This window comes from Flavobacterium limicola, assembly GCF_003634755.1.
Lineage (GTDB): Bacteria > Bacteroidota > Bacteroidia > Flavobacteriales > Flavobacteriaceae > Flavobacterium > Flavobacterium limicola.
This window is the reverse complement of sequence record NZ_RBXA01000001.1, coordinates 467,085-487,308: the sequence shown is the minus strand read 5'-3', so window position 1 is coordinate 487,308 and position 20,224 is coordinate 467,085. Positions and strand designations below refer to the sequence as shown.

At 32.8% G+C, this 20,224-nt stretch carries 18 protein-coding genes and 1 tRNA gene; 13 read left to right on the top strand and 6 right to left on the bottom strand.

Going from position 1 to position 20,224, the window contains the following annotated elements; genetic code table 11:
- The first annotated feature begins 20 nt into the window (after positions 1-20).
- Positions 21-299, top strand: a complete 279-nt coding sequence (locus tag BC952_RS02085) for a DUF1294 domain-containing protein (protein WP_121364911.1) — start codon at positions 21-23, stop codon at positions 297-299.
- Here the strand turns inward: BC952_RS02085 and rpiB are convergent.
- The gene (gene rpiB / locus BC952_RS02080) at positions 296-724 is read right to left on the bottom strand and encodes a ribose 5-phosphate isomerase B (RefSeq protein WP_121364045.1); all 429 of its coding nucleotides are present in this window, start codon (positions 722-724) and stop codon (positions 296-298) included. The two genes, BC952_RS02085 and rpiB, sit on opposite strands and share 4 nt — an antisense overlap.
- Before the next feature lie 741 nt (positions 725-1,465).
- The gene (locus BC952_RS02075; protein WP_091166467.1) at positions 1,466-1,699 is read right to left on the bottom strand and encodes a hypothetical protein; all 234 of its coding nucleotides are present in this window, start codon (positions 1,697-1,699) and stop codon (positions 1,466-1,468) included.
- Positions 1,700-1,818: 119 nt separating this feature from the next.
- On the opposite strand from BC952_RS02075, the gene rnr reads away from it, so the two are divergent.
- From rnr to BC952_RS02060, 3 genes are read left to right on the top strand one after another with little or no spacing between them, the layout of a single operon-like run.
- Positions 1,819-4,008: a ribonuclease R gene (gene rnr / locus BC952_RS02070; protein WP_121364044.1), complete on the top strand. Its 2,190-nt coding sequence runs from the start codon at positions 1,819-1,821 to the stop codon at positions 4,006-4,008.
- 5 nt (positions 4,009-4,013) lie between these two features.
- Positions 4,014-4,682, top strand: a complete 669-nt coding sequence (locus tag BC952_RS02065; RefSeq protein ID WP_121364043.1) for a head GIN domain-containing protein — start codon at positions 4,014-4,016, stop codon at positions 4,680-4,682.
- A gap of 41 nt (positions 4,683-4,723) precedes the next feature.
- Positions 4,724-5,401, top strand: a complete 678-nt coding sequence (locus BC952_RS02060) for a LysE family translocator (protein ID WP_113635764.1) — start codon at positions 4,724-4,726, stop codon at positions 5,399-5,401.
- A 191-nt stretch (positions 5,402-5,592) separates the two neighbouring features.
- On the opposite strand, the gene BC952_RS14800 is transcribed toward BC952_RS02060, so the two are convergent.
- Positions 5,593-5,663 (bottom strand) — tRNA-Cys (locus BC952_RS14800).
- An 82-nt stretch (positions 5,664-5,745) separates the two neighbouring features.
- Positions 5,746-6,105 (bottom strand): dihydroneopterin aldolase, encoded by a 360-nt coding sequence (folB, locus tag BC952_RS02055; RefSeq protein WP_121364042.1) that lies wholly within the window; start codon positions 6,103-6,105, stop codon positions 5,746-5,748.
- A gap of 124 nt (positions 6,106-6,229) precedes the next feature.
- On the opposite strand from folB, the gene BC952_RS02050 reads away from it, so the two are divergent.
- From BC952_RS02050 to BC952_RS02035, 4 genes are all read left to right on the top strand, one after another.
- The gene (locus tag BC952_RS02050; RefSeq protein WP_121364041.1) at positions 6,230-8,332 is read left to right on the top strand and encodes a glutamine--tRNA ligase/YqeY domain fusion protein; all 2,103 of its coding nucleotides are present in this window, start codon (positions 6,230-6,232) and stop codon (positions 8,330-8,332) included.
- Between the two features lie 304 nt (positions 8,333-8,636).
- A complete protein-coding gene (locus tag BC952_RS02045) occupies positions 8,637-8,966 on the top strand; it encodes a YtxH domain-containing protein (RefSeq protein ID WP_121364040.1) in 330 nt (109 codons plus the stop codon).
- 36 nt (positions 8,967-9,002) lie between these two features.
- The gene (locus BC952_RS02040; protein WP_121364039.1) at positions 9,003-9,353 is read left to right on the top strand and encodes a phage holin family protein; all 351 of its coding nucleotides are present in this window, start codon (positions 9,003-9,005) and stop codon (positions 9,351-9,353) included.
- Positions 9,354-9,356: 3 nt separating this feature from the next.
- The gene (locus BC952_RS02035; RefSeq protein WP_113635775.1) at positions 9,357-9,629 is read left to right on the top strand and encodes a DUF6327 family protein; all 273 of its coding nucleotides are present in this window, start codon (positions 9,357-9,359) and stop codon (positions 9,627-9,629) included.
- 26 nt (positions 9,630-9,655) lie between these two features.
- On the opposite strand, the gene BC952_RS02030 is transcribed toward BC952_RS02035, so the two are convergent.
- Entirely contained in the window at positions 9,656-10,636 is a 981-nt protein-coding gene (locus BC952_RS02030; protein WP_121364038.1) for an SPFH domain-containing protein, read from the bottom strand.
- 176 nt (positions 10,637-10,812) lie between these two features.
- Positions 10,813-12,318, bottom strand: coding sequence for a glutamate--tRNA ligase (gene gltX / locus BC952_RS02025; protein WP_121364037.1), 1,506 nt, complete (start codon positions 12,316-12,318; stop codon positions 10,813-10,815).
- Between the two features lie 153 nt (positions 12,319-12,471).
- Between gltX and BC952_RS02020 the strand changes: the two genes are divergently transcribed.
- From BC952_RS02020 to BC952_RS02000, 5 genes are all read left to right on the top strand, one after another.
- Positions 12,472-15,774, top strand: coding sequence for a hypothetical protein (locus BC952_RS02020; RefSeq protein ID WP_121364036.1), 3,303 nt, complete (start codon positions 12,472-12,474; stop codon positions 15,772-15,774).
- Complete coding sequence (ybeY, locus tag BC952_RS02015) at positions 15,771-16,190, top strand: rRNA maturation RNase YbeY (RefSeq protein ID WP_121364035.1); 420 nt, start codon at positions 15,771-15,773, stop codon at positions 16,188-16,190. Before BC952_RS02020 ends, ybeY begins: the two co-directional genes overlap by 4 nt.
- 141 nt (positions 16,191-16,331) lie before the next feature.
- Positions 16,332-18,203 (top strand): tRNA uridine-5-carboxymethylaminomethyl(34) synthesis enzyme MnmG, encoded by a 1,872-nt coding sequence (gene mnmG, locus BC952_RS02010; RefSeq protein ID WP_121364034.1) that lies wholly within the window; start codon positions 16,332-16,334, stop codon positions 18,201-18,203.
- A 220-nt stretch (positions 18,204-18,423) separates the two neighbouring features.
- On the top strand, positions 18,424-19,272 hold the full coding sequence (locus BC952_RS02005; protein ID WP_121364033.1) for a class I SAM-dependent methyltransferase: 849 nt from the start codon (positions 18,424-18,426) through the stop codon (positions 19,270-19,272).
- 244 nt (positions 19,273-19,516) lie between these two features.
- Positions 19,517-20,083: an OmpH/Skp family outer membrane protein gene (locus BC952_RS02000; RefSeq protein ID WP_121364032.1), complete on the top strand. Its 567-nt coding sequence runs from the start codon at positions 19,517-19,519 to the stop codon at positions 20,081-20,083.
- Positions 20,084-20,224: the final 141 nt, after the last annotated feature.

Here is a 20,224-nt window from a genome sequence, read left to right as displayed (position 1 = left end):
TGGGTCAAAATCCTTTGTTTATGTCTTTTTTATTTTGGTATTTTCCACTTATTAATTTAGTTGCTTTTTCAATAATAGGAATAGACAAACAGCTGGCCGTAAAGCAAATATGGAGAATTTCAGAGCGTAATTTATTGTTTACAAGTATTCTGGGCGGAACAATTGGTTCCGGGTTAGCCATGCTTTTCTTTAGACATAAAACCTCAAAAGAAAGCTTCCTTTTGAGGTTTTACGGAATTGTATTAATCCAAATTTTAATCCTTTTTGTACTTTTTTATTCTGGAGTAATAGAGTACTAACAAGAAATTTTATCTACTCTATTTTGGTGTCTTCCCCCTTCAAATTCGGTGTTTAAGAAAGCTTCTACCATTTCTACCGCTTGTGGAATCGAGGTAAAGCGAGCTGGAATACTAATAATATTGGCATCATTATGCTGACGCGCCAAAACTGCAATTTCTTTCATCCAGCATAAAGCCGCACGAACTTTAGATTGTTTATTAGCTGTCATTGAAATTCCGTTTCCGCTTCCGCAAATAATAATTCCAAAATCAGCTTTTCCTTCAGCAACATCTGTGGCAACAGGACGTCCAAAATCAGGATAATCCACACTTTCTGCTGAATCGGTTCCGTAATTCGTTACTTCATGCCCTTTTGCTTGCAGCATTTCAACAATTGCTTTTTTGTAATCCGGTCCTGCGTGATCGTTTCCTATGGAGATTTTCATATTATATGTGTTAAGGTGTGTGCTGCAAATTTAAATAAAGTAATCTATTCTAATGAATTAATTAAAGCTTCTTTATTTGATAATTTTAATTCAGATGCAGCATCAAAACTACAATCAAGATTTGGTTTTGTAACTATCAGATTATGATTTATTTAACAGTTATCAACAATTCTTTTAAATGTATAATTAGCTGTAAATCAATGAAAACTTTATATTATAAATGTTAAAAAATTGCATTGTTAATAGCAAAACGCAATTGCTTGATATTCAGTTAACTTTAAATTAACATGTTATGTTAATAACTTTGGATAGAAAATAAAAACTATTTTTTGGTTGTATCGAAAAAAAAAGTAATCCAAAACCTAGTTTTTAAATCCTAATTTAGTTTGAGGAATTTTTAGAATAGTTATCAATATTTAAAAGTAGGTTATCAACAAAAAACCGCTGTGTGAGTTATTTACAAAACCAATAGTTTTTCTGTTATCAACCATTGTTAATTAAAATCTAAAAACACTTTAAAACTAATACTTTATCCTAAAATAAGTATGTTGATAACTCCCAATAACATCCTAAAACTTGATTTCAATGCATTTTAAAATAAATTTATTGCCACTATTAACAAGCTATAATAACAACCAAGAAAGATTTTAAATTTAAATTTTCTTTTTGTTTATTTAAATATATGTTGACAACTTTCAAAAAAATCAAAGTCAAAAAATTGATTTTAGATTGATTTCAGTTTCAAACGATTTTCAAATTGTTGTTCAAGTTGTCTAACAGTTCCTGAACTTTTTCAAAATCGTTGAAATGAATTTTGAGTTTGATTCCGCCGTAGGCGAAACTTCCAAACGGATCGATTGAAACCAACGTTTCGTTTTCAAAAAAATAGTTAATCTCTTCCTGCTCCAGCAAATGCTTTATAACTACAATTTCATGGGAATAATTGAAAATTGCAATGGTTTGAAATTCTTCCATTTTTGATACTTTTTATAAAGATACAACTATTCTGTAAAGTTATATTTTCTTTAAAACTGTGCTCTCTTTACTGATAACAGTTTAGTATTTTGTAATTTTAGACTTTTAAGAACAGATTTATGAGTAAAAGATTAAGAAAGCCGATAAAAAAAGGGAAAGATTTCTCTGAAAAAATTATAAAAATATTATCGCAAAGTGCTAATAAAGCATTCAACTACAAACAAATAGGAGCAAAGCTAGAGCTTGACGATACCGAAAGCAGAAATCAAATTATCAAAGATTTGAAGATTCTGGCTTCGCAAAATAAAATTATAGAGTCAGAACCAGGTAAATATTTAGTGAAAGCTGAAAGTAAAGAGTATTACGAAGGTAAGATTGACATGACAGGACGTAAAACAGCTTATTTTGTTTGTACTGATATGGAAGAAGATGTCTTTATTCCTACAAATAACTTAAACCACGCTTTAGACAAAGACATTGTTAAAGTCTATGTTTACAATCGTAGAAAAGGAAAAAGACCAGAAGGTGAAGTAATTGAAGTCCTTGAAAGACATAAAACCGATTTTGTAGGTGTTATTGACATTCAAGCTAATTTTGCTTTTGTTTCTACAGCAAATCCAAAAATGTACACTGATATTTTTATTCCAAAGGATAAAATAGGCGAGGCGGAGCAAGGAGATGTAGTTTTGGTTCACATCGAAGATTGGCCAGCCAGAGCGGACAGTCCTTTTGGTTCTGTAATAAAAGTTTTAGGGAAACCTGGAGAGCACGATACAGAAATCCATGCAATTCTTGCTGAATACGGTTTGCCGTCAGAGTTTCCTATTGAAGTGGAAACGTTTGCACAAAAAATTGATACTTCGATAGAAGAAAGTGAAATTGCCAAACGTCGCGATATGCGTGATACGCTGACTTTTACCATTGATCCAAAAGATGCGAAGGATTTTGATGATGCACTTTCATTCAAGAAACTAGAAAATGGTAATTACGAAATTGGTATTCACATTGCCGATGTATCGCATTATCTTCAAGAAGGAACAATCTTGGATGATGAAGCGTATCAAAGAGCAACTTCGGTTTACTTAGTGGATAGAGTAGTGCCAATGTTACCCGAAGTATTATCAAATTTTGCGTGTTCATTACGTCCAAATGAAGAAAAATATACGTTTTCGGCCATATTCGAAATCACTGAAACATCTCAAGTAGTGAATCAATGGTTTGGAAGAACAGTAATTTATTCTGATCAGCGTTTTGCTTACGAGGAAGCGCAATACATCATCGAAACGAAGGACGATGTGATTCCGGAAGAAATTTCGATTACAGGAAGTTCCTATCAAGTTTCAGCAGCAATTGTTGCTGCAACGCTAAAAATGGATGAATTAGCTAAAATTCTTAGAAAAAGAAGAATGGCTGAAGGAGCTATTTCTTTTGATAAAGTAGAGGTGAAGTTCAATTTAGATGAAGCCGGCGAACCTCAAGGCGTTTATTTTAAAGTTTCGAAAGATGCGAATCATCTGATTGAAGAGTTCATGCTTTTGGCCAATAGAAAAGTAGCAGAATATATTGGAAAACAAAAAAAGACGTTCATTTATAGAATTCACGATGAACCAAATGAGGATAAACTTTTTGCGATGCAAGCTGTTATTGCCAAGTTTGGACATAAAATTGATTTTAAACAAGGTTCTATTTCACAAGCTTTGAATAAATTAATGGAAGATGTAAATGGTAAGAAAGAGCAGAATTTAATTGATACTCTTGCAATAAGAAGTATGAGTAAAGCCAAATATTCTACGGATAACATAGGACATTACGGTTTAGCTTTTGATTATTATTCGCATTTTACCTCACCAATTCGTCGTTATCCCGATGTAATGGTGCATCGATTGTTGCAACATTATCTGGACGGAGGAAAATCTGTTGATGAAGAAACATATGAAACAAAATGTTTGCATTCGTCAACAATGGAAGGTTTGGCAACCAATGCAGAACGTGATTCTATCAAATACATGCAGGTAAAATACATGCAAGATCATCAGGATGAGGAATTTTTAGGAGTAATTTCTGGTGTGACAGAGTGGGGAATTTATGTTGAAATCATCGAGAATAAATGTGAAGGAATGTGTAGAATCAGAGATATAAAAGATGATTATTACACCTTTGACGAAAAACAATATGCACTAACCGGCGCAACTTCTGGAAAATTATTACAATTAGGAGACGAAATTTACGTTAAAGTAAAAAATGCCGATTTAGTTAAAAAACAACTGGATTTTAATTTTTTAAGAAGAATTGAAGAACCGTTAAAATAAAAAAAATGAAAAAATTAATAATTATTGCTTTTGTATTTTTAAGTCAATTTGCAAACGCTCAAGTAACCAGAAACTTAGGAGATTTTGATGAAGTTAAAGTTTTTGATAAAATCAATGTTAAATTAATTGAAGCTTCAGAAAACAAAATTGTAGTAACCGGAGCACGCGCTGACGAAGTGGAAACGGTGAATAAAAATGGAGAATTAAAAATCAGAATGCCATTTCCTCAATTATTATCCGGAGATGATATTATTGTTAAATTATATTTTAAAAACCTGGAAAGCATTGCAGTTAGTGAGGGAAGTTATGTTTCAAGTGAAAAAGATTTCAAACAAACAAGCTTAGATTTGAATGCAAAATCTGGAGGAGAAATTAATTTAGATATAAATGTTGATAAAGTAAACATCAAAGCGAATGCCGGTGGTATAGTTACTTTATCAGGAAAAGCGAAAAATCAAGATGTTGTAATTACATCTGGCGGAATTTTAAACGCTAAGGATTTAGAGACTTCACAAACTACAATAAGCGTTGCTGCTGGCGGAAAATCAGAAATTCATGCTTCTACCTTAGTTGATGCAAAAGTTCGTGCTGGTGGCTCTATATTTATCTACGGTAAACCAAAACAGATTAACAAGGAAGTATTCATTGGCGGTACGATTTTAGAAAAAAATTAGTACTTTGGTTTAGATTTTAGCGTAATAAATTTAAATTTTTAATGATAAACGACATTTTAGCTGGTATTCCTTGGGGAATTTTCTTGAGTTTTATGATTGGTCCTGTTTTTTTTATTTTACTGGAAACAAGTATTATAAAAGGATTTAGAGCGGCTTTAGTATTTGATTTAGGAGTTATTTTAGGGGATATTGTTTTTATTGGAATTGCATATTTAGGAAGTTACAGATTGATTCAAAGTTTAAAAGATCAACCGGCTCTTTTTATTTTTGGAGGTGTATTAATGTTGGCTTATGGTATAATTTCCTTCATACAATTAAAAAAAGAACAGAAAATCAATACGGATATTATTGACAAAGAAATTGTAAAAAAAAATTATATAAGCCTTTTCATAAAAGGTTTTTTGTTGAATATTATCAATATTGGTGTACTGGGTTTTTGGCTGGCAATCATTATTTCTGTTGGACCAAAACTAGAAATGCAAACACCCAGAATGATCACTTTTTTTATTGCAGTTATTGGAACCTATTTGTTTGTTGATTGTATCAAAATTCTTTTGGCGAAGCAATTAAAAACAAAACTAACACCAGTAAATATTCTAAAAATTAAAAAAGGAATCAGTATTGTAATGATGGTTTTCGGAATGGTTTTAATCACCCAAGGTTGGTTCCCGGAAGAAAAAGAAATGGTTAAAAAAGCATTTGATAAAATCGATAATTAATAGATAATAATTTTTATAAAATAGTAAAAGCCTTGACTCTAATTGATTTAGATTCAGGGCTTTTTTATTTAAACATATAAGTCATATAAGTTTTTTAAACCATTAAGAAATTAAGTTTCATTAAAACTTGATACTTAATTTTCTTAAAAATTAAAACAAAAAAAAGAGACACATTTATGTATCTCTTTTAGAGGCATCGTCCGGATTCGAACCGGAGTAGGAGCTTTTGCAGAGCCCAGCCTAGCCGCTCGGCCACGACGCCATGGTTAAACGGATGGCAAAAGTACTTAAAAAGTTTAATGTTTAAAAGATTAAAGTTTAAAAGTTTTAAAAAATATTTTAAATTAACTTCTGTATTCTTCTAATTCAATAGTAACTGCTTCAACATCACCGCCAATAGGAGGATTTAGTTTAGAAACCGCTACAATAATTCTGGATATTTCTGGAATTTCTTCAAATATTCTCGTCAAAATACGGTGTGCTACATGTTCTAATAAGTCAGAACGAATAGCCATTTCTTCGACAACAATGCGATTTAAAAGCACATAATCCACAGTATCTTTCAAATCATCGGATATACTGGATTTTCTCAAATCAGTCTTCACTTCTAAGTTTACGGTATAGTCAGACCCAATTTTTCCTTCTTCGATTAAACAACCGTGGTAGGAGTAGGTTCTGATATTTTTAAGTTTTATAATTCCCATTTTTTTATTTTTTTGTTTAAAGTGTAAAGTTTAAATTGGAATTGCTAACTTTTCATAGGTTTCTATGGAAACATTAAACATTAAACCTTAAACTTTTTTACCTTTGCTAAAATAAAACAAAAAAATGTCAACTGAAGAAAAATCACTCCATTTTATAGAACAAATCATTGAAGACAGTTTATCAAACGGTTTTCCTCAAGATAAATTACGTTTCCGTTTTCCACCAGAACCTAATGGTTATTTGCATATTGGCCACGCCAAATCAATTTGCTTGAATTTTGGATTAGGTTTAAAGTACAATGCGCCAGTTAATTTGCGTTTTGACGATACAAATCCTGCCAAAGAAGAGCAAGAATATGTAGATGCTATAAAAGAAGATTTACAATGGTTGGGTTTCAATTGGGCCGAAGAACGATATGCTTCTGATTACTTCCAACAATTGTACGATTGGGCTGTAAAAATGATTAAAAATGGTAAGGCTTATATCGACAGTCAATCGTCAGAAGATATGGCTGCGCAAAAAGGTACGCCAACACAACCTGGAGTTGATGGACCTTATAGAAACCGTTCTATTGAAGAAAACCTTACCTTGTTTGAAGGAATGAAAAATGGAGATTTTGAGGAAGGAAGCCATGTTTTACGTGCCAAAATTGATATGACTTCGACTAATATGTTGATGCGTGATCCATTGATGTATCGTGTTTTACACCGCCATCATCACAGAACTGGAAACGATTGGAAAATATATCCCATGTATGATTTTGCACATGGAGAAAGTGATTATATAGAGCAAATTTCACATTCTATTTGTACTTTAGAATTTGTAATGCACAGAGAATTATACAACTGGTTTTTGGACCAAATTTATGATGACTCAAAAGTAAAACCACATCAATATGAATTTGCGCGTTTGAACTTGAATTACACCGTAATGAGCAAGCGAAAACTGTTGCAATTAGTACAGGAAAATATAGTAAATGGTTGGGATGATCCAAGAATGCCTACCATTTCAGGATTAAGAAGAAGAGGTTATACAGCGAATTCTATTCGTAAGTTTTGTGATATTATTGGCGTTGCCAAAAGAGAAAATATAATCGATTTTTCACTTTTGGAATTTTGCTTACGCGAAGATTTGAATAAAACGGCTCCTAGAGTTATGGCTGTTTTAGATCCAATAAAATTGGTAATCACTAATTATCCGGAAGATAAAGAAGAATGGTTAGAAGCCGAAAATAATCAGGAAGACGAAAGCGCAGGATTTAGAAAAGTTCCTTTTTCAAAAGAATTATTTATTGAAAGAGAAGACTTTTTAGAAGATGCTCCGGCTAAGTTTTTCCGATTGAGTTTAGGAAGAGAAGTACGTCTTAAAAATGCTTATATTGTTAAAGGAGAAAGTGTTATAAAAGATGCTGCTGGAAATATTACAGAGATTCATGTAACGTATGACGAAGATAGCAGAAGCGGAAGTGGGAGCGAAGCCAGTCAAAGGAAAGTGGCCGGAACCTTGCATTGGGTTTCGATACAACATGCTTTAGAAACAGAAGTTCGTCTCTACGATCGCTTGTTTATTGATGAAGCACCAGACAGTCATAAAGAGAAAAACTTCTTAGAATTTATGAATCCTAGTTCATTGCAAATTGTAAAAGGTTTTGTAGAACCAAGCTTGGCAACGGTTCAATCTGGAGAAAAATTCCAATTTCAACGTTTGGGTTATTTCAATGTGGATAACGATACAATCGAAGGTAAAATTGTCTTTAATAAAACCGTTGGATTGAAAGATGCTTGGGAAGAAAAAGGTAAAAAAGAAGAAAATTTATTGATGAATACGCAAAAAGAAATCAATAAATATGTAAAAGAAAAGGATGAGAATAATGCCAATTTGATTCTAAACAGCATTGTTGAAAACATCAAAAGTATCGATAATTACAGTTTAATTATTCAGACTATTGTCAAAAATATTAAGAATGATAACAACTCGTTATTGTTTTCTAATTTGATTTTACATCATTCTGATAAAGTACAGGTAAAAGATATCGAAGAAGAAGCTTTGACTAAATTATACACGATGTCATTGAAAAGTCAAATGGCAGCCGTTCGAATTTTGGCAATTGAAAATTTACAAAATGATTTGAATAATTTTACTCTTTTTGAAACACAGCTCTCAGAATTAAAAATAAACGAGAAAAACGAAAAAGTGTTACAATTATTAAATGATCTTAAAATATAATTTTAAAATATTTATTATAGATTTTATCAATTAAAAGCTCTCTTCTTAGAGAGCTTTTTTATTATTGTAATTTCTTATAAATATATTTTTTTTGATATTTTTTTTCAATCGAAAATAACATTCATAAATTGATTTTAAGGCTGTTTTTTAAAATAATTGAGTACGAATATAGAATTTAAATAAACGTGCAACAGCTCACTTATATTTGCTTTTTACCCCGTAAAAATGCACTTTAACGAGTTGTTAACGGCTTGTTGTTAATAAATCCGTATCTTTATAAAACAAACTTTTAAAATTTAAAATTATGTCGAATTCAACAGGAAATACATTATTGGCTATTTTGACAGGAGTTGCTATTGGAGCTGGAATAGGAATTTTGTACGCACCAGATAAAGGATCAAAAACTAGAGGAAAAATCAAAGATGGTTTTGATGATGCCAAACATGATTTACAAAATAAATTTGATACGGTATCTTCACAGTTAAATGATAAATTGACAACTGCTAAATTTGACTTAGAAGAATCTTATGAAGATTTGATTTCAAACATGAGTCATAAAACGGAAGAAGTTATTTCTTTTTTAGAAGATAAATTAGCGGAGTTAAAAAGACAAAACGCTAAATTTCAAAAATAATTTTTTTTGATTATCTAAACATTTTAAAATAAAATTATGGCTTTTGAGGAATTAAAAGAAAACACGGAGGATATTCAGGAACAAATACAAGGGTATATCCAGAGCAATGTGGCTTATTATAAATTATGGGGTTTTAAAGTAGCAATGAAATCTACGACCATGATTCTTAAGTTCACATTGATTTTTTTGTGTTTCAGTATGGTTTTACTTTTTTGTTCAATTGCAGGAGCAATGGCAATTGGTAAATATTTAGATAGTTATCCGTTGGGATTTTTAATAATAGGAGGAGTGTATACTTTGATAACGGGCCTTTTATTTTTAATAAAAGATAAAATTGTAGAAGGACCAATATTAGAGAAATTTTCAGAAATATTTTTTAACGACTAAATTATGGAAACCAAAAAATATTCTTCTTATGCTCAAATTGACAGAGAACTAGAAATTTTAAAAATTGAAAAAGAACTCAGTTATCAAAAATTGGTTTTTGGTGTAAAGAAAACGAAAGAAAGCTTTACACCTCAAAACATTGTTAGTGACTTAATAGGTTCGTATAGTTCCGTTATTCCTTATGGAGCAATCGTATCGACGGCAGCACCATTCATACTTAATAAAGCAATACCGTTTATCAAAAATTGGTTTGCAAAAAGAAAAAGAGGCGTTTAAGCCTCTTTTTTTATGATTTAAGTAGTTTATTCTTCTGTTTCGGGAGTTTCTGGTTCTTCAGGTAATTCAATAGCATTTTCTCTTCTGGAATTCCCTTTTCCATTTCTCTTTTTCATTAATTCACCTACTTGATTGGAAGCGCTGAACGAAGCAATCATGTTATTAAGCATGTCACTTCCGGCTTGTGGAGAATTTGGTAATAAAATCAAATTTGAATTGGCATCAGCACCAATAGCTTGCAACGTATCATAATGTTGGGTTACTACAATTAATGCTGAAGCTTCCTGAGAATTGATACCAACTCTGTTCAAAACATCAACACTTTCTACTAAACCTTTTGCAATTTCTCTTCGTTGGTTTGCAATACCTTGTCCTTGTAACCGCTTGCTTTCTGCTTCTGCTTCCGCTTTAGCTACAATTCTAATTCTGGATGCTTCTGCTTCAAATTCAGCAACCGTTTTTTCTCTGTCGGCAGCATTTATTCTGTTCATGGCATTTTTAACTTGAATATCCGGATCGATATCTGTTACTAAAGTATTGATGATTGTGTATCCATAAGTAGTCATGGCTTCATTCAATTCTCTTTTTACAGCAATGGCAATATCGTCTTTTCTTTCAAATACATCGTCCAGTTTTAGTTTTGGAACTTCGGCACGAACGACATCAAATACATAAGAAGTGATTTGATCATGTGGATATTCCAGTTTGTAAAATGCGTCATAAACGGTTTCTTTGATAACCATAAACTGAACCGAAACTTTTAGCTTCACAAAAACGTTGTCTTTAGTTTTTGTTTCAATGATAACGTCTAATTGTTGAATTTTTAGATTGACACGTCCTGCAATTCTATCTATCAAAGGAATTTTCAAATGCAAGCCAGATTGTCTGATACTTAAAAATTTTCCGAATCGCTCTACAACAACAGCTGTTTGTTGTTTGACAGTAAAAAAGGAGGAAAGTAAAATGAAAAACCCAAAGACCAGTAGGATAATTAAAGCAATGTTCATAATGTTTTTATTTTAGTTAAAAATTATCTCACAATTTACAAATTAAAATGTTTATTTACTTTCTAATACTATTTTTTAATAGATAAATTCTAATTTACGTAAAAGGAAAGGCATCAAATTCATAAATTAGAACTTATGAATTTGATGCCTTTCCGGTAAACAATATTTTTGTTAGCTTACAAACTTGCTATTGCTTTTTGAATTCTCTTAACCGTTTCCTCTTTACCAATTACTTCAACAATATCAAATAGGTGTGGACCTTTCAGCGCACCAACCAAACTCAAACGAAATGGTTGCATTACTTTCCCCATTCCAATTTCATTTTTCGTCATCCAGTCTTTTACAATCGTTTCGATATTCATAGAAGTGAATTCGGTGATTTCTTCTACTACAGAAATTAATTCCTGCATTAACGCGGGAGTTTCTTCTTTCCAGTTTTTGCTTGCTTTTTCATCATACGAAGAGGGAGCCGCAAAAAAGAAATCACTCATTTCCCAAAATTCCGAAACAAAATGCGCGCGTTCTTTGATTAAAGAAACCACTTTTGTTAAGACACTTTCATCAACAGAAAACCCTTTTTCAGCCAAAATAGGAGCATAGGCTTTCGCCAAAGTTGCATCTTCTTGCTTGATTAAATATTGGTGATTAAACCATTTGTTTTTTTCCGGATCAAATTTAGCTCCGGATTTATGAACTCTGTTCAAGTCAAATGCTTCCACTAATTCTTCCAGCGAGAATAATTCTTTATCTGTTCCGTCGTTCCAACCTAATAATGCTAAAAAGTTGATTACGGCTTCCGGGAAAAATCCTTTTTCTCTGTAACCTGATGAAACGCCTTCTGCGGTTTTCCAATCCAATGGAAATACAGGAAATCCCATTTTGTCACCGTCACGTTTGGATAATTTTCCGTTTCCAACAGGTTTCATAATCAATGGTAAATGTGCAAATTCCGGTGCTTCCCAACCAAATGCTCTGTACAATAAAACGTGTAAAGGCATTGATGGCAACCATTCTTCACCACGAATTACGTGAGATGTTTCCATTAAATGATCATCCACAATATTAGCCAAATGATACGTTGGCATTCCGTCACTTTTAAACAATACTTTATCGTCTAAAAGATTCGTTTCAAATTTCACATCACCACGAATGATGTCATGCAAATGCAACGTTTCATTCACTGGAGTTTTAAAACGGATGACATAATGTTCGCCAGCAGCAATTCTTTTAGCAGTTTCGTTTGCAGGAATTACTAACGAAGTGTCCAGTTTTTCTCTGTTGGTATGATTGTAAATAAATGTTTTTCCTTGTTCTTCCTCTAATTTTCGTGCTGCATCCAAAGCTTCTGCTGTATCAAAAGCATAATACGCATTTCCGGAATTGATTAATTCAGCAGCATATTGTTGGTACAAATCTTTTCTTTCGCTTTGACGGTATGGACCAAATTTTTCATTTTTACCAATAGTCTCATCTGGTGCAATTCCTAACCATTCCAGTGCTTCCATGATATATTCTTCGGCACCCGGAACAAATCGGTTTTGGTCTGTATCTTCAATTCTCAGGAAGAAAACACCATTGTTTTTTTTGGCAAACAAATAATTGAATAATGCGGTACGAACGCCGCCAATATGTAAAGGTCCAGTTGGACTTGGTGCAAAACGCACCCGAACTTGTTTAGACATTGCTGTAAATTTTTTGCGAAGATACAAATTCGATTTCTCATGTTATTATCTGAAAATGAGATAATGTAAGATTAATGAGTTTGATAATTTTTAACATTTCTTTATTCATATAAATTGTTACTTTTATTGGTTACAAAAAACAAAGCATAAATTTTGGAAACTCAGCAATTTATTTATCAAAAACTAGAAGCTTTCATCAGAAAGTTTTACACTAACGAATTGATTCGGGGAACTATTTTCTTTATCGGTTTAGGATTGTTGTATTTCCTATTTACGCTTTTTGTTGAATATTTTCTTTGGCTCAAGCCAGTGGGAAGAACCATTTTATTTTGGACTTTCATTGGAGTAGAAGTGTATCTGTTGTTCCGTTTTATTTTGTTTCCAATTTTTAAATTATTCAAACTTCAAAAAGGAATCGATTACAATCAGGCTTCGTCAATTATTGGAAATCATTTTACGGAAGTGAGTGACAAGCTGACTAACTTTTTACAATTATCAAATCCGAACGAGCATCAAATAAAATCGGAATTATTAGCTGCTTCGATTGAACAAAAAGCCAATGCGTTGCAACCAATTCCTTTTGGTAACGCTATAAACTATAATGTTAACAGGAAATATTTCCCTTTGGCTTTGATTCCAATATTGTTATTTGCTTTTTTTTACTTCTCCGGAAACAGCAATATGATTTCTCAAAGTTTGAATAGAGTAGTGCACTTCAATTCGACTTTTTTGCCACCTGCTCCATTTAAATTTGTAGTTCTTAATTCTAATTTACAAACGGAGCAAGGAAAGGATTTTATTCTTCGCATTAAAACCGAAGGGAAAGTAGTTCCTGAGAATGCGATGATTTTTATTGATGATGAAAGTTATTTTATGGAATCGACTAAAGCGGGAGAGTTTCAATTTAAGATGGTAAAGCCTTCAGAAAATATTTTGTTCCACGTGGAGGGAAATGCTATTTCTTCTCCGGATTATGAATTAAAAGTGATAACTGTTCCATCGATTGCTAATTTTGAAATGCAGTTGAACTTTCCTTCGTATTTGAATAAAAAATCAGAAACTATCAAAGGAACAGGAAATGCTGTTATTCCGGAAGGAACACGTGTGACTTGGAAAATGATCACACAAGCCACACAAAATGTAGTGTGGATGGATGGAATCTCGAAAGCTACTTTTTCAAAAACAGAAAACACCTTTGTTTTATCAAAAAATATAGTTCAAAACACAGATTATCAAATTCTTACTTCAAATGAGAAGGTAAAAAACTACGAAAAACTCAATTATCAGCTCACAATTGTCAAAGATCAGTTCCCAACAATCAATGTGAACAATGCACCAGACAGTTTGAAGGTGGCTAAGAACTATGTTTTAGGTCAAATCTCAGATGATAATGGTTTGTCTAAACTTCAGATTGTTTATTACGAAAGAGAGAAACCACAAACTGCTAAACGTGGAACAATTGCTATTAAGAAAAGTGCTTTTGATCAATTCGTATTTTCGTTTCCAAGTAATCTTCCTGTAGAGCAAGGCGTGTCTTATGATTATTACTTTGAAGTTTTTGATAACGATGCAATCCATAATTTCAAAAGTACAAAGTCTTCCGTTTTCTCGAATCGTGTTTCCACAAATGAAGAAAAGGAAGATCAAATTTTGCAACAGCAAAATGATAACATTAACAGTTTAGAGAAGTCTTTAAAAAACCAGGATAAGCAAATCTCTGAAATGGAGAAGTTGCAAAAAACTGGAAAAGAAAAAGAAAATCTGGATTTCAAAGATCAGCAAAAAGTAAATGATTTCATTAAGCGTCAAATGAAACAAGATGAGATGATGAAGGAATTTACCAAAAAAATGAACGATAATTTAGAGCAATTCAAAACCGATAAAAAGGATGAATTGAAAGAAGAGCTTCAAAAACGAATGGACAAAGCGGAAAAGGAATTGGAAAAAAACCAGAAACTTTTAGATGAATTGAAAGAACTAAACGATAAAATTCAGAATGAAGAGTTGTTGACTAAGTTGGATAAATTTAAACAAAACAGTAAAAACCAAACTAAGAATTTAGAACAATTAGTAGAGTTGACAAAGAGGTTTTATGTAGAAAAGAAAGCAGAACAATTAGGAGACAAATTGGACAAGCTTTCTGAGAAACAAGATAAGTTATCTAATGATGAAAAGGAAAACAAACTAGACAAGCAAGAAGATATTAATACTGAGTTTGACAAAATCCAAGAAGATTTAAATGATTTGGATAAAGAAAACAAGGAATTAAAATCACCTTTGGATTTACCTAAAGATGATGCTAAAGAAAAAAGTATTGATGAGGATTTAAAGAAAGCTTCTGAGGAATTGAAGGAAGACAAAAAGGATAAAGCAAAGCCTAATCAAAAAAGCGCGTCCAAAAAGATGAAAGAGATGGCACAAAAAATGGCACAAACTTTGGAGCAAGGTGATATGGAACAGTTGCAAGAAGATGTTGCCATGTTAAGACAAATCTTGGACAACCTATTAGCATTTTCTTTGTCCCAAGAAGACTTGATGAATCAATTTAAAAAGCATAAATCAGGATCTCCAGCGTTCAATAAAAACATCAAAGTGCAACAGGATTTAAAACAACAGTTCAAGCATGTTGATGATAGCTTGTTTGGGATGTCGTTGCGCAATCCTAAAATTGCGGAGGATATTACTAAAGAGATTGGCAATGTAGTTTACAACGTAGATAAGTCTTTGTCCAGTTTAATCGATGCTCAAGTTTCAAAAGGTTTGTCGCATCAACAATATACCATTTCTGCGGCTAACAAATTAGCAGATTTCCTAAGTGATATGCTTAACAATATGCAAATGCAAATGTCAGGAATGGGGTCTGGTAAACCTAAACCGGGTCAAGGACAAGAAATGCAATTGCCGGATATTATTAAAAAGCAAGAAGGTCTTGGCGAGAAAATGAAAGACGGAATGAAGAAAGGCGAGAAGCCTGGCGAAGGTCAAAAAGGACAAAACGGCAAGCAAGCTAAACCTGGCGAATCAGGTCAAGAGGGTCAGGGTGGCGAAAGTGACGCTCAAGCTATAATGGAAATTTATAAAGAGCAAAAACAATTACGTGAAGCATTGCAAAAAGAATTGAACAAACAAGGACTGGGTGGCAATGGACAAAGCACTTTGGAACAAATGAAGCAAATTGAAAAACAATTGTTGAATAAAGGTTTCAAGAACGAAACACTTCAAAAGATACTTAATGTAAAACAGGAATTATTGAAATTGAATTCTGCCATTCAGCAACAAGGAGAGGAAAATAAACGCCAATCTGAAACTAATAAAAAGGAGTTTAATAATCAATCTAATGCGCTGCCAGCTGCTTTATTAGATTATTTAAATAGCATAGAAATATTAAATAGACAATCCTTACCTTTGCGCTCGAATTTTAATCAAAAGGTTCAAGAATATTTTAATAAAAAATGATCAATTTTAATTACGAAACCGACTTTAATTTAGACAACGAAGAAGCTACAGCTGCTTGGTTAGGAAATGTTATTACCTCGGAAAATAAGAAAGAAGGAGAGATAAATTATATCTTTTGTGACGACGAGTATTTACATAAAATCAATGTTGAGTATCTTGATCACGATACATTAACAGATATTATCAGCTTTGATTATTCTATGGGTAATGAATTGCATGGTGATATTTTTGTTTCTGTCGAAAGAGTAAAAGATAATGCAACTGATTTTAATGTTTCTTTTGAAGAAGAATTAAAGCGCGTTTTAGTTCATGGAATTTTGCACTACTGCGGTTATAAGGACAAAGGTGAAGCCGAAGAGCTTTTAATGCGTTCTAAAGAAGATGAAAAAATCGCTATGTTTCACGTGGAACAATAGTGTCTTTCAAATTTTCAAATCAAAAGTGTTTCACGTGGAACATATAGAGTTGGTTTGAAAATAGGTTTGCAATGTTTCACGTGGAACAAAATATAGATTTCAAAATTACAATCCTGAACTAGGATTAAATTATAAAAGAAGATGTTTCTAAATGAATATGATGTTATCGTTGTGGGTGCAGGGCATGCAGGTTCAGAAGCTGCAGCCGCCGCTGCAAATTTGGGTTCAAAAACTTTATTGGTAACAATGAGTTTGCAGAATATTGCCCAGATGTCATGCAACCCAGCGATGGGCGGCATAGCCAAAGGACAAATTGTGCGTGAGATTGATGCGCTTGGAGGATACTCGGGAATTGTTTCGGACAGAACTGCAATCCAGTTCAAGATGCTAAATAAATCCAAAGGTCCTGCAATGTGGTCGCCGCGTGTTCAAAGTGACCGTATGCGTTTTGCTGAGGAGTGGAGAATGATGTTGGAAGGAACTCCAAATCTTGATTTCTATCAAGAAATGGTTAAAGGTTTGATTATTGAAAATGGAAAAATAAAAGGAATCCGAACTTCTCTTGGAGTTGAAATTCGATCTAAATCGGTTGTCTTGACTAATGGTACTTTTCTGAATGGTTTGATTCATATTGGCGAAAAACAATTTGGCGGAGGAAGAGCAGGCGAGAGCGCTGCGCATGGAATCACCGAAGATTTAGTTGCTGCAGGTTTTGAATCGGGACGTATGAAAACGGGAACACCTCCAAGAGTAGATGGACGTTCGTTAGATTACTCGAAAATGAATGAAGAAAAAGGAGATGCTAAACCGGATAAGTTCTCCTATTCGGATGTTACTTCTCCGTTGGTTCATCAAAGGTCTTGTCATATGACGTACACGTCTCTTGATGTTCATGATATTTTGAGAGAAGGTTTTGATCGTTCGCCAATGTTTAACGGAAGAATAAAAAGTCTTGGACCAAGATATTGCCCGTCTATTGAGGATAAAATTAATCGTTTTGCCGATAAAGAAAGACACCAATTGTTTGTGGAACCAGAAGGATGGAATACTTGTGAAGTATATGTTAATGGTTTTTCGACATCGCTTCCTGAAGACATTCAATTTAAAGCATTAAGTTCTGTTGCAGGTTTTGAAAAAGTAAAATTTTTTCGACCGGGTTATGCAATCGAATATGATTATTTCCCACCGACACAATTGAAACATACTTTGGAAACAAAGCTTGTAGAAGGTTTGTATTTTGCCGGACAAATAAATGGAACTACAGGATATGAAGAAGCGGCTTCTCAAGGATTGATGGCAGGAATTAATGCGCATTTAAAAGTACATGAAAAAGCGCCGTTAATTTTAAAAAGGGACGAAGCGTACATCGGAGTTTTGATTGATGATTTAATTACGAAAGGAACTGAGGAGCCTTATAGAATGTTTACGTCTCGAGCAGAATACAGAACGTTGTTGCGTCAGGATAATGCTGATTTCAGGTTGACGCCAATGTCACATGAAATAGGTTTGGCATCAGAAGCGCGTTTGCGCAGAATGGAACATAAATTAAACGAATCTGAAAAGATGGTGGCTTTCTTCAAAGAAACGAGCGTTTCGGTTGCGGAAGCAAATCCTATTTTAGAATCAAAAGATACAGCGTTGATAACACAAGGAGATAAAATGTTCAAAGTATTCTCTCGTCCGCAAATTGATTTAGAAGATATCATGAAATTTGAAAAGGTCGCAGCTTATGTTGCAGAGAATGATTTAGACCAAGAAATTTTGGAACAAGCCGAAATCCAAGTCAAGTATTCTGGCTACATAGAAAAGGAAAGAAACAATGCTGATAAATTGCTTCGACTAGAAGATGTGAAAATCCCAGAGAATTTTGATTATGAAAAAATCAAATCAATGTCGATTGAGGCAAAACAAAAATTAAGCAAGATTCGTCCGGTAACTATTTCGCAAGCATCAAGAATCAGTGGTGTTTCGCCAAGTGATGTTTCGGTGTTGCTGATTTATATGGGACGATAAGATTTAAGATTGCAGATTTCAGATTAACGATTTTTTTATTTAAATCTGGAATCAAAAATCGTTAATCTGAAATCTACAATCATTTTGTTCCACGTGAAACTACGCTGTGAAGCCTTGCTGTAATTGAAGAATCACAAAAATAAATATTTCAACCCTGAAAGCATCCTTTGGTGTTTTCAGGGTTTAGTTTAAAATTAAAATATAAAAGCACTATTAATTAATGGACATTTCAAAACAACAGCCTTTTTTAACCGTTAAAGATTATTCTGTTTCTCAGGAAATTTTCGATTTGTATCATGATGATAAATTGGACATGCTGATTACGACTCCGCAACCCAGTTTAGAAAATTTAGGAAAGTATTACGAAAGCGTTGATTATATTTCGCACACAGATAGTAAAAGATCTTTGTTTGAAAAAGCATATCATTTCGTGAAAAACATTGCACTTAAAAACAAATTGAATTTAATCAATTCATTGCAACCAAACAAAGGAAGCATTTTAGATATTGGTGCCGGAACAGGAGATTTTTTATCAGTGGCCAAAGAAAACGGTTGGAATACTATAGGAGTAGAGCCAAGCGAAAAAGCAAAAGCGATTGCAAAAAAGAAAGGTGTTTCATTTGTTGGGGACACCAGCGAATTAGATAATCATTCTTTTGATGTGATTTCGATGTGGCATGTTTTGGAACATGTTCCAAATTTAGAAAACCAAATCAAAGAATTGAAACGATTATTAAAACCGAACGGAACTTTAATTATTGCTGTTCCAAATTTCAAATCTTTCGATGCAAAACATTACGGTAAGTTTTGGGCTGCTTATGATGTGCCTATTCATTTTTGGCATTTCTCTAAAACGGCAATAAAAATGCTTTTCGAAAAAGAAGAAATAAAATTGGTAAAAGTACTTCCTATGAAATTTGATTCTTTTTACGTGAGTTTACTTTCTGAAAAATACAAAACCGGTAAAATGAATTATGTTAAAGCCTTTTTTGTCGGATTGCAATCAAATTTGAAAGCGAAGAAGAATTTTGAGTATTCTTCACACATTTACATCCTAAAAAACAACTAAAAATCATTTTAAGCGCATTTAAGGGTGGTTTTTAATGAAATCGAGGGTTGTTGTTGGATTTTAAAACTAATTCTCTTAATTAAAAGATATGAAGCCCGTTTTTAATAGTCATAAATTATACATTCATTAATCATAATAATAAAATACTATATCATAAAAAAGTAGCATTTTTTAAACTTTATGTCAATGCTATCTATTTTTTTATATTTTTGTCACCAATACTCAAAACTAGAAATTTATCAAAATGAAAAAAGCATTATTAATTATCGCGTTATCAATTTCAATTGTTGCTTGTAACAAACCAGCCGAAGCAGCTAAAGAAGTAAAAACAGCTTACGTAGACACTTCTGAATTAATGAAAGAATATACAGAGGCAAAAGACCTTGAAGCAAAATATAAAACAAAAGCAGAAGAAAAAGGAAGACAACTAGAAGCTGAAATTAATCGTTTCAAGCAAGAAGCTGCGAGCTTTCAAACTCAAGCACAAGCAAACGGTCAAGCGTGGGCACAACAAAAAGGTGCTGAATTACAAAAGAAAGAACAACAATTAAGTTATGCACAACAAGCGTTGTCTCAGGAATTGCAAGTGGAGAGTGGAAAAGAAATGGATTCTTTAGTAAGCGGCGTGAAAAAATTCATCAAAGCATACGGTAAAGAAAAAGGATATGCGTACATCTACGGTACAGGTGACGCGGCTTCAATTCTATATGCTGAAGATAAATTTGATATCACAAAAGAAATTATCAAAGCCTTGAACGACAAATACAAAGCACCTGTTAAAACAGAAGAAAAAGCAGAAGCTAAAAAATAATTTTTTTATATTAATTCAAAAAATTGCCTTCGTCTAGCTTTAGATTGAAGGCATTTTTTTTGAAGCTATTTCCCGCTATCCGCTGTAAACGTAGTTCACTGAACTCCAATTAAAATGAAAGTATAGTGAAGTAATCTCTCG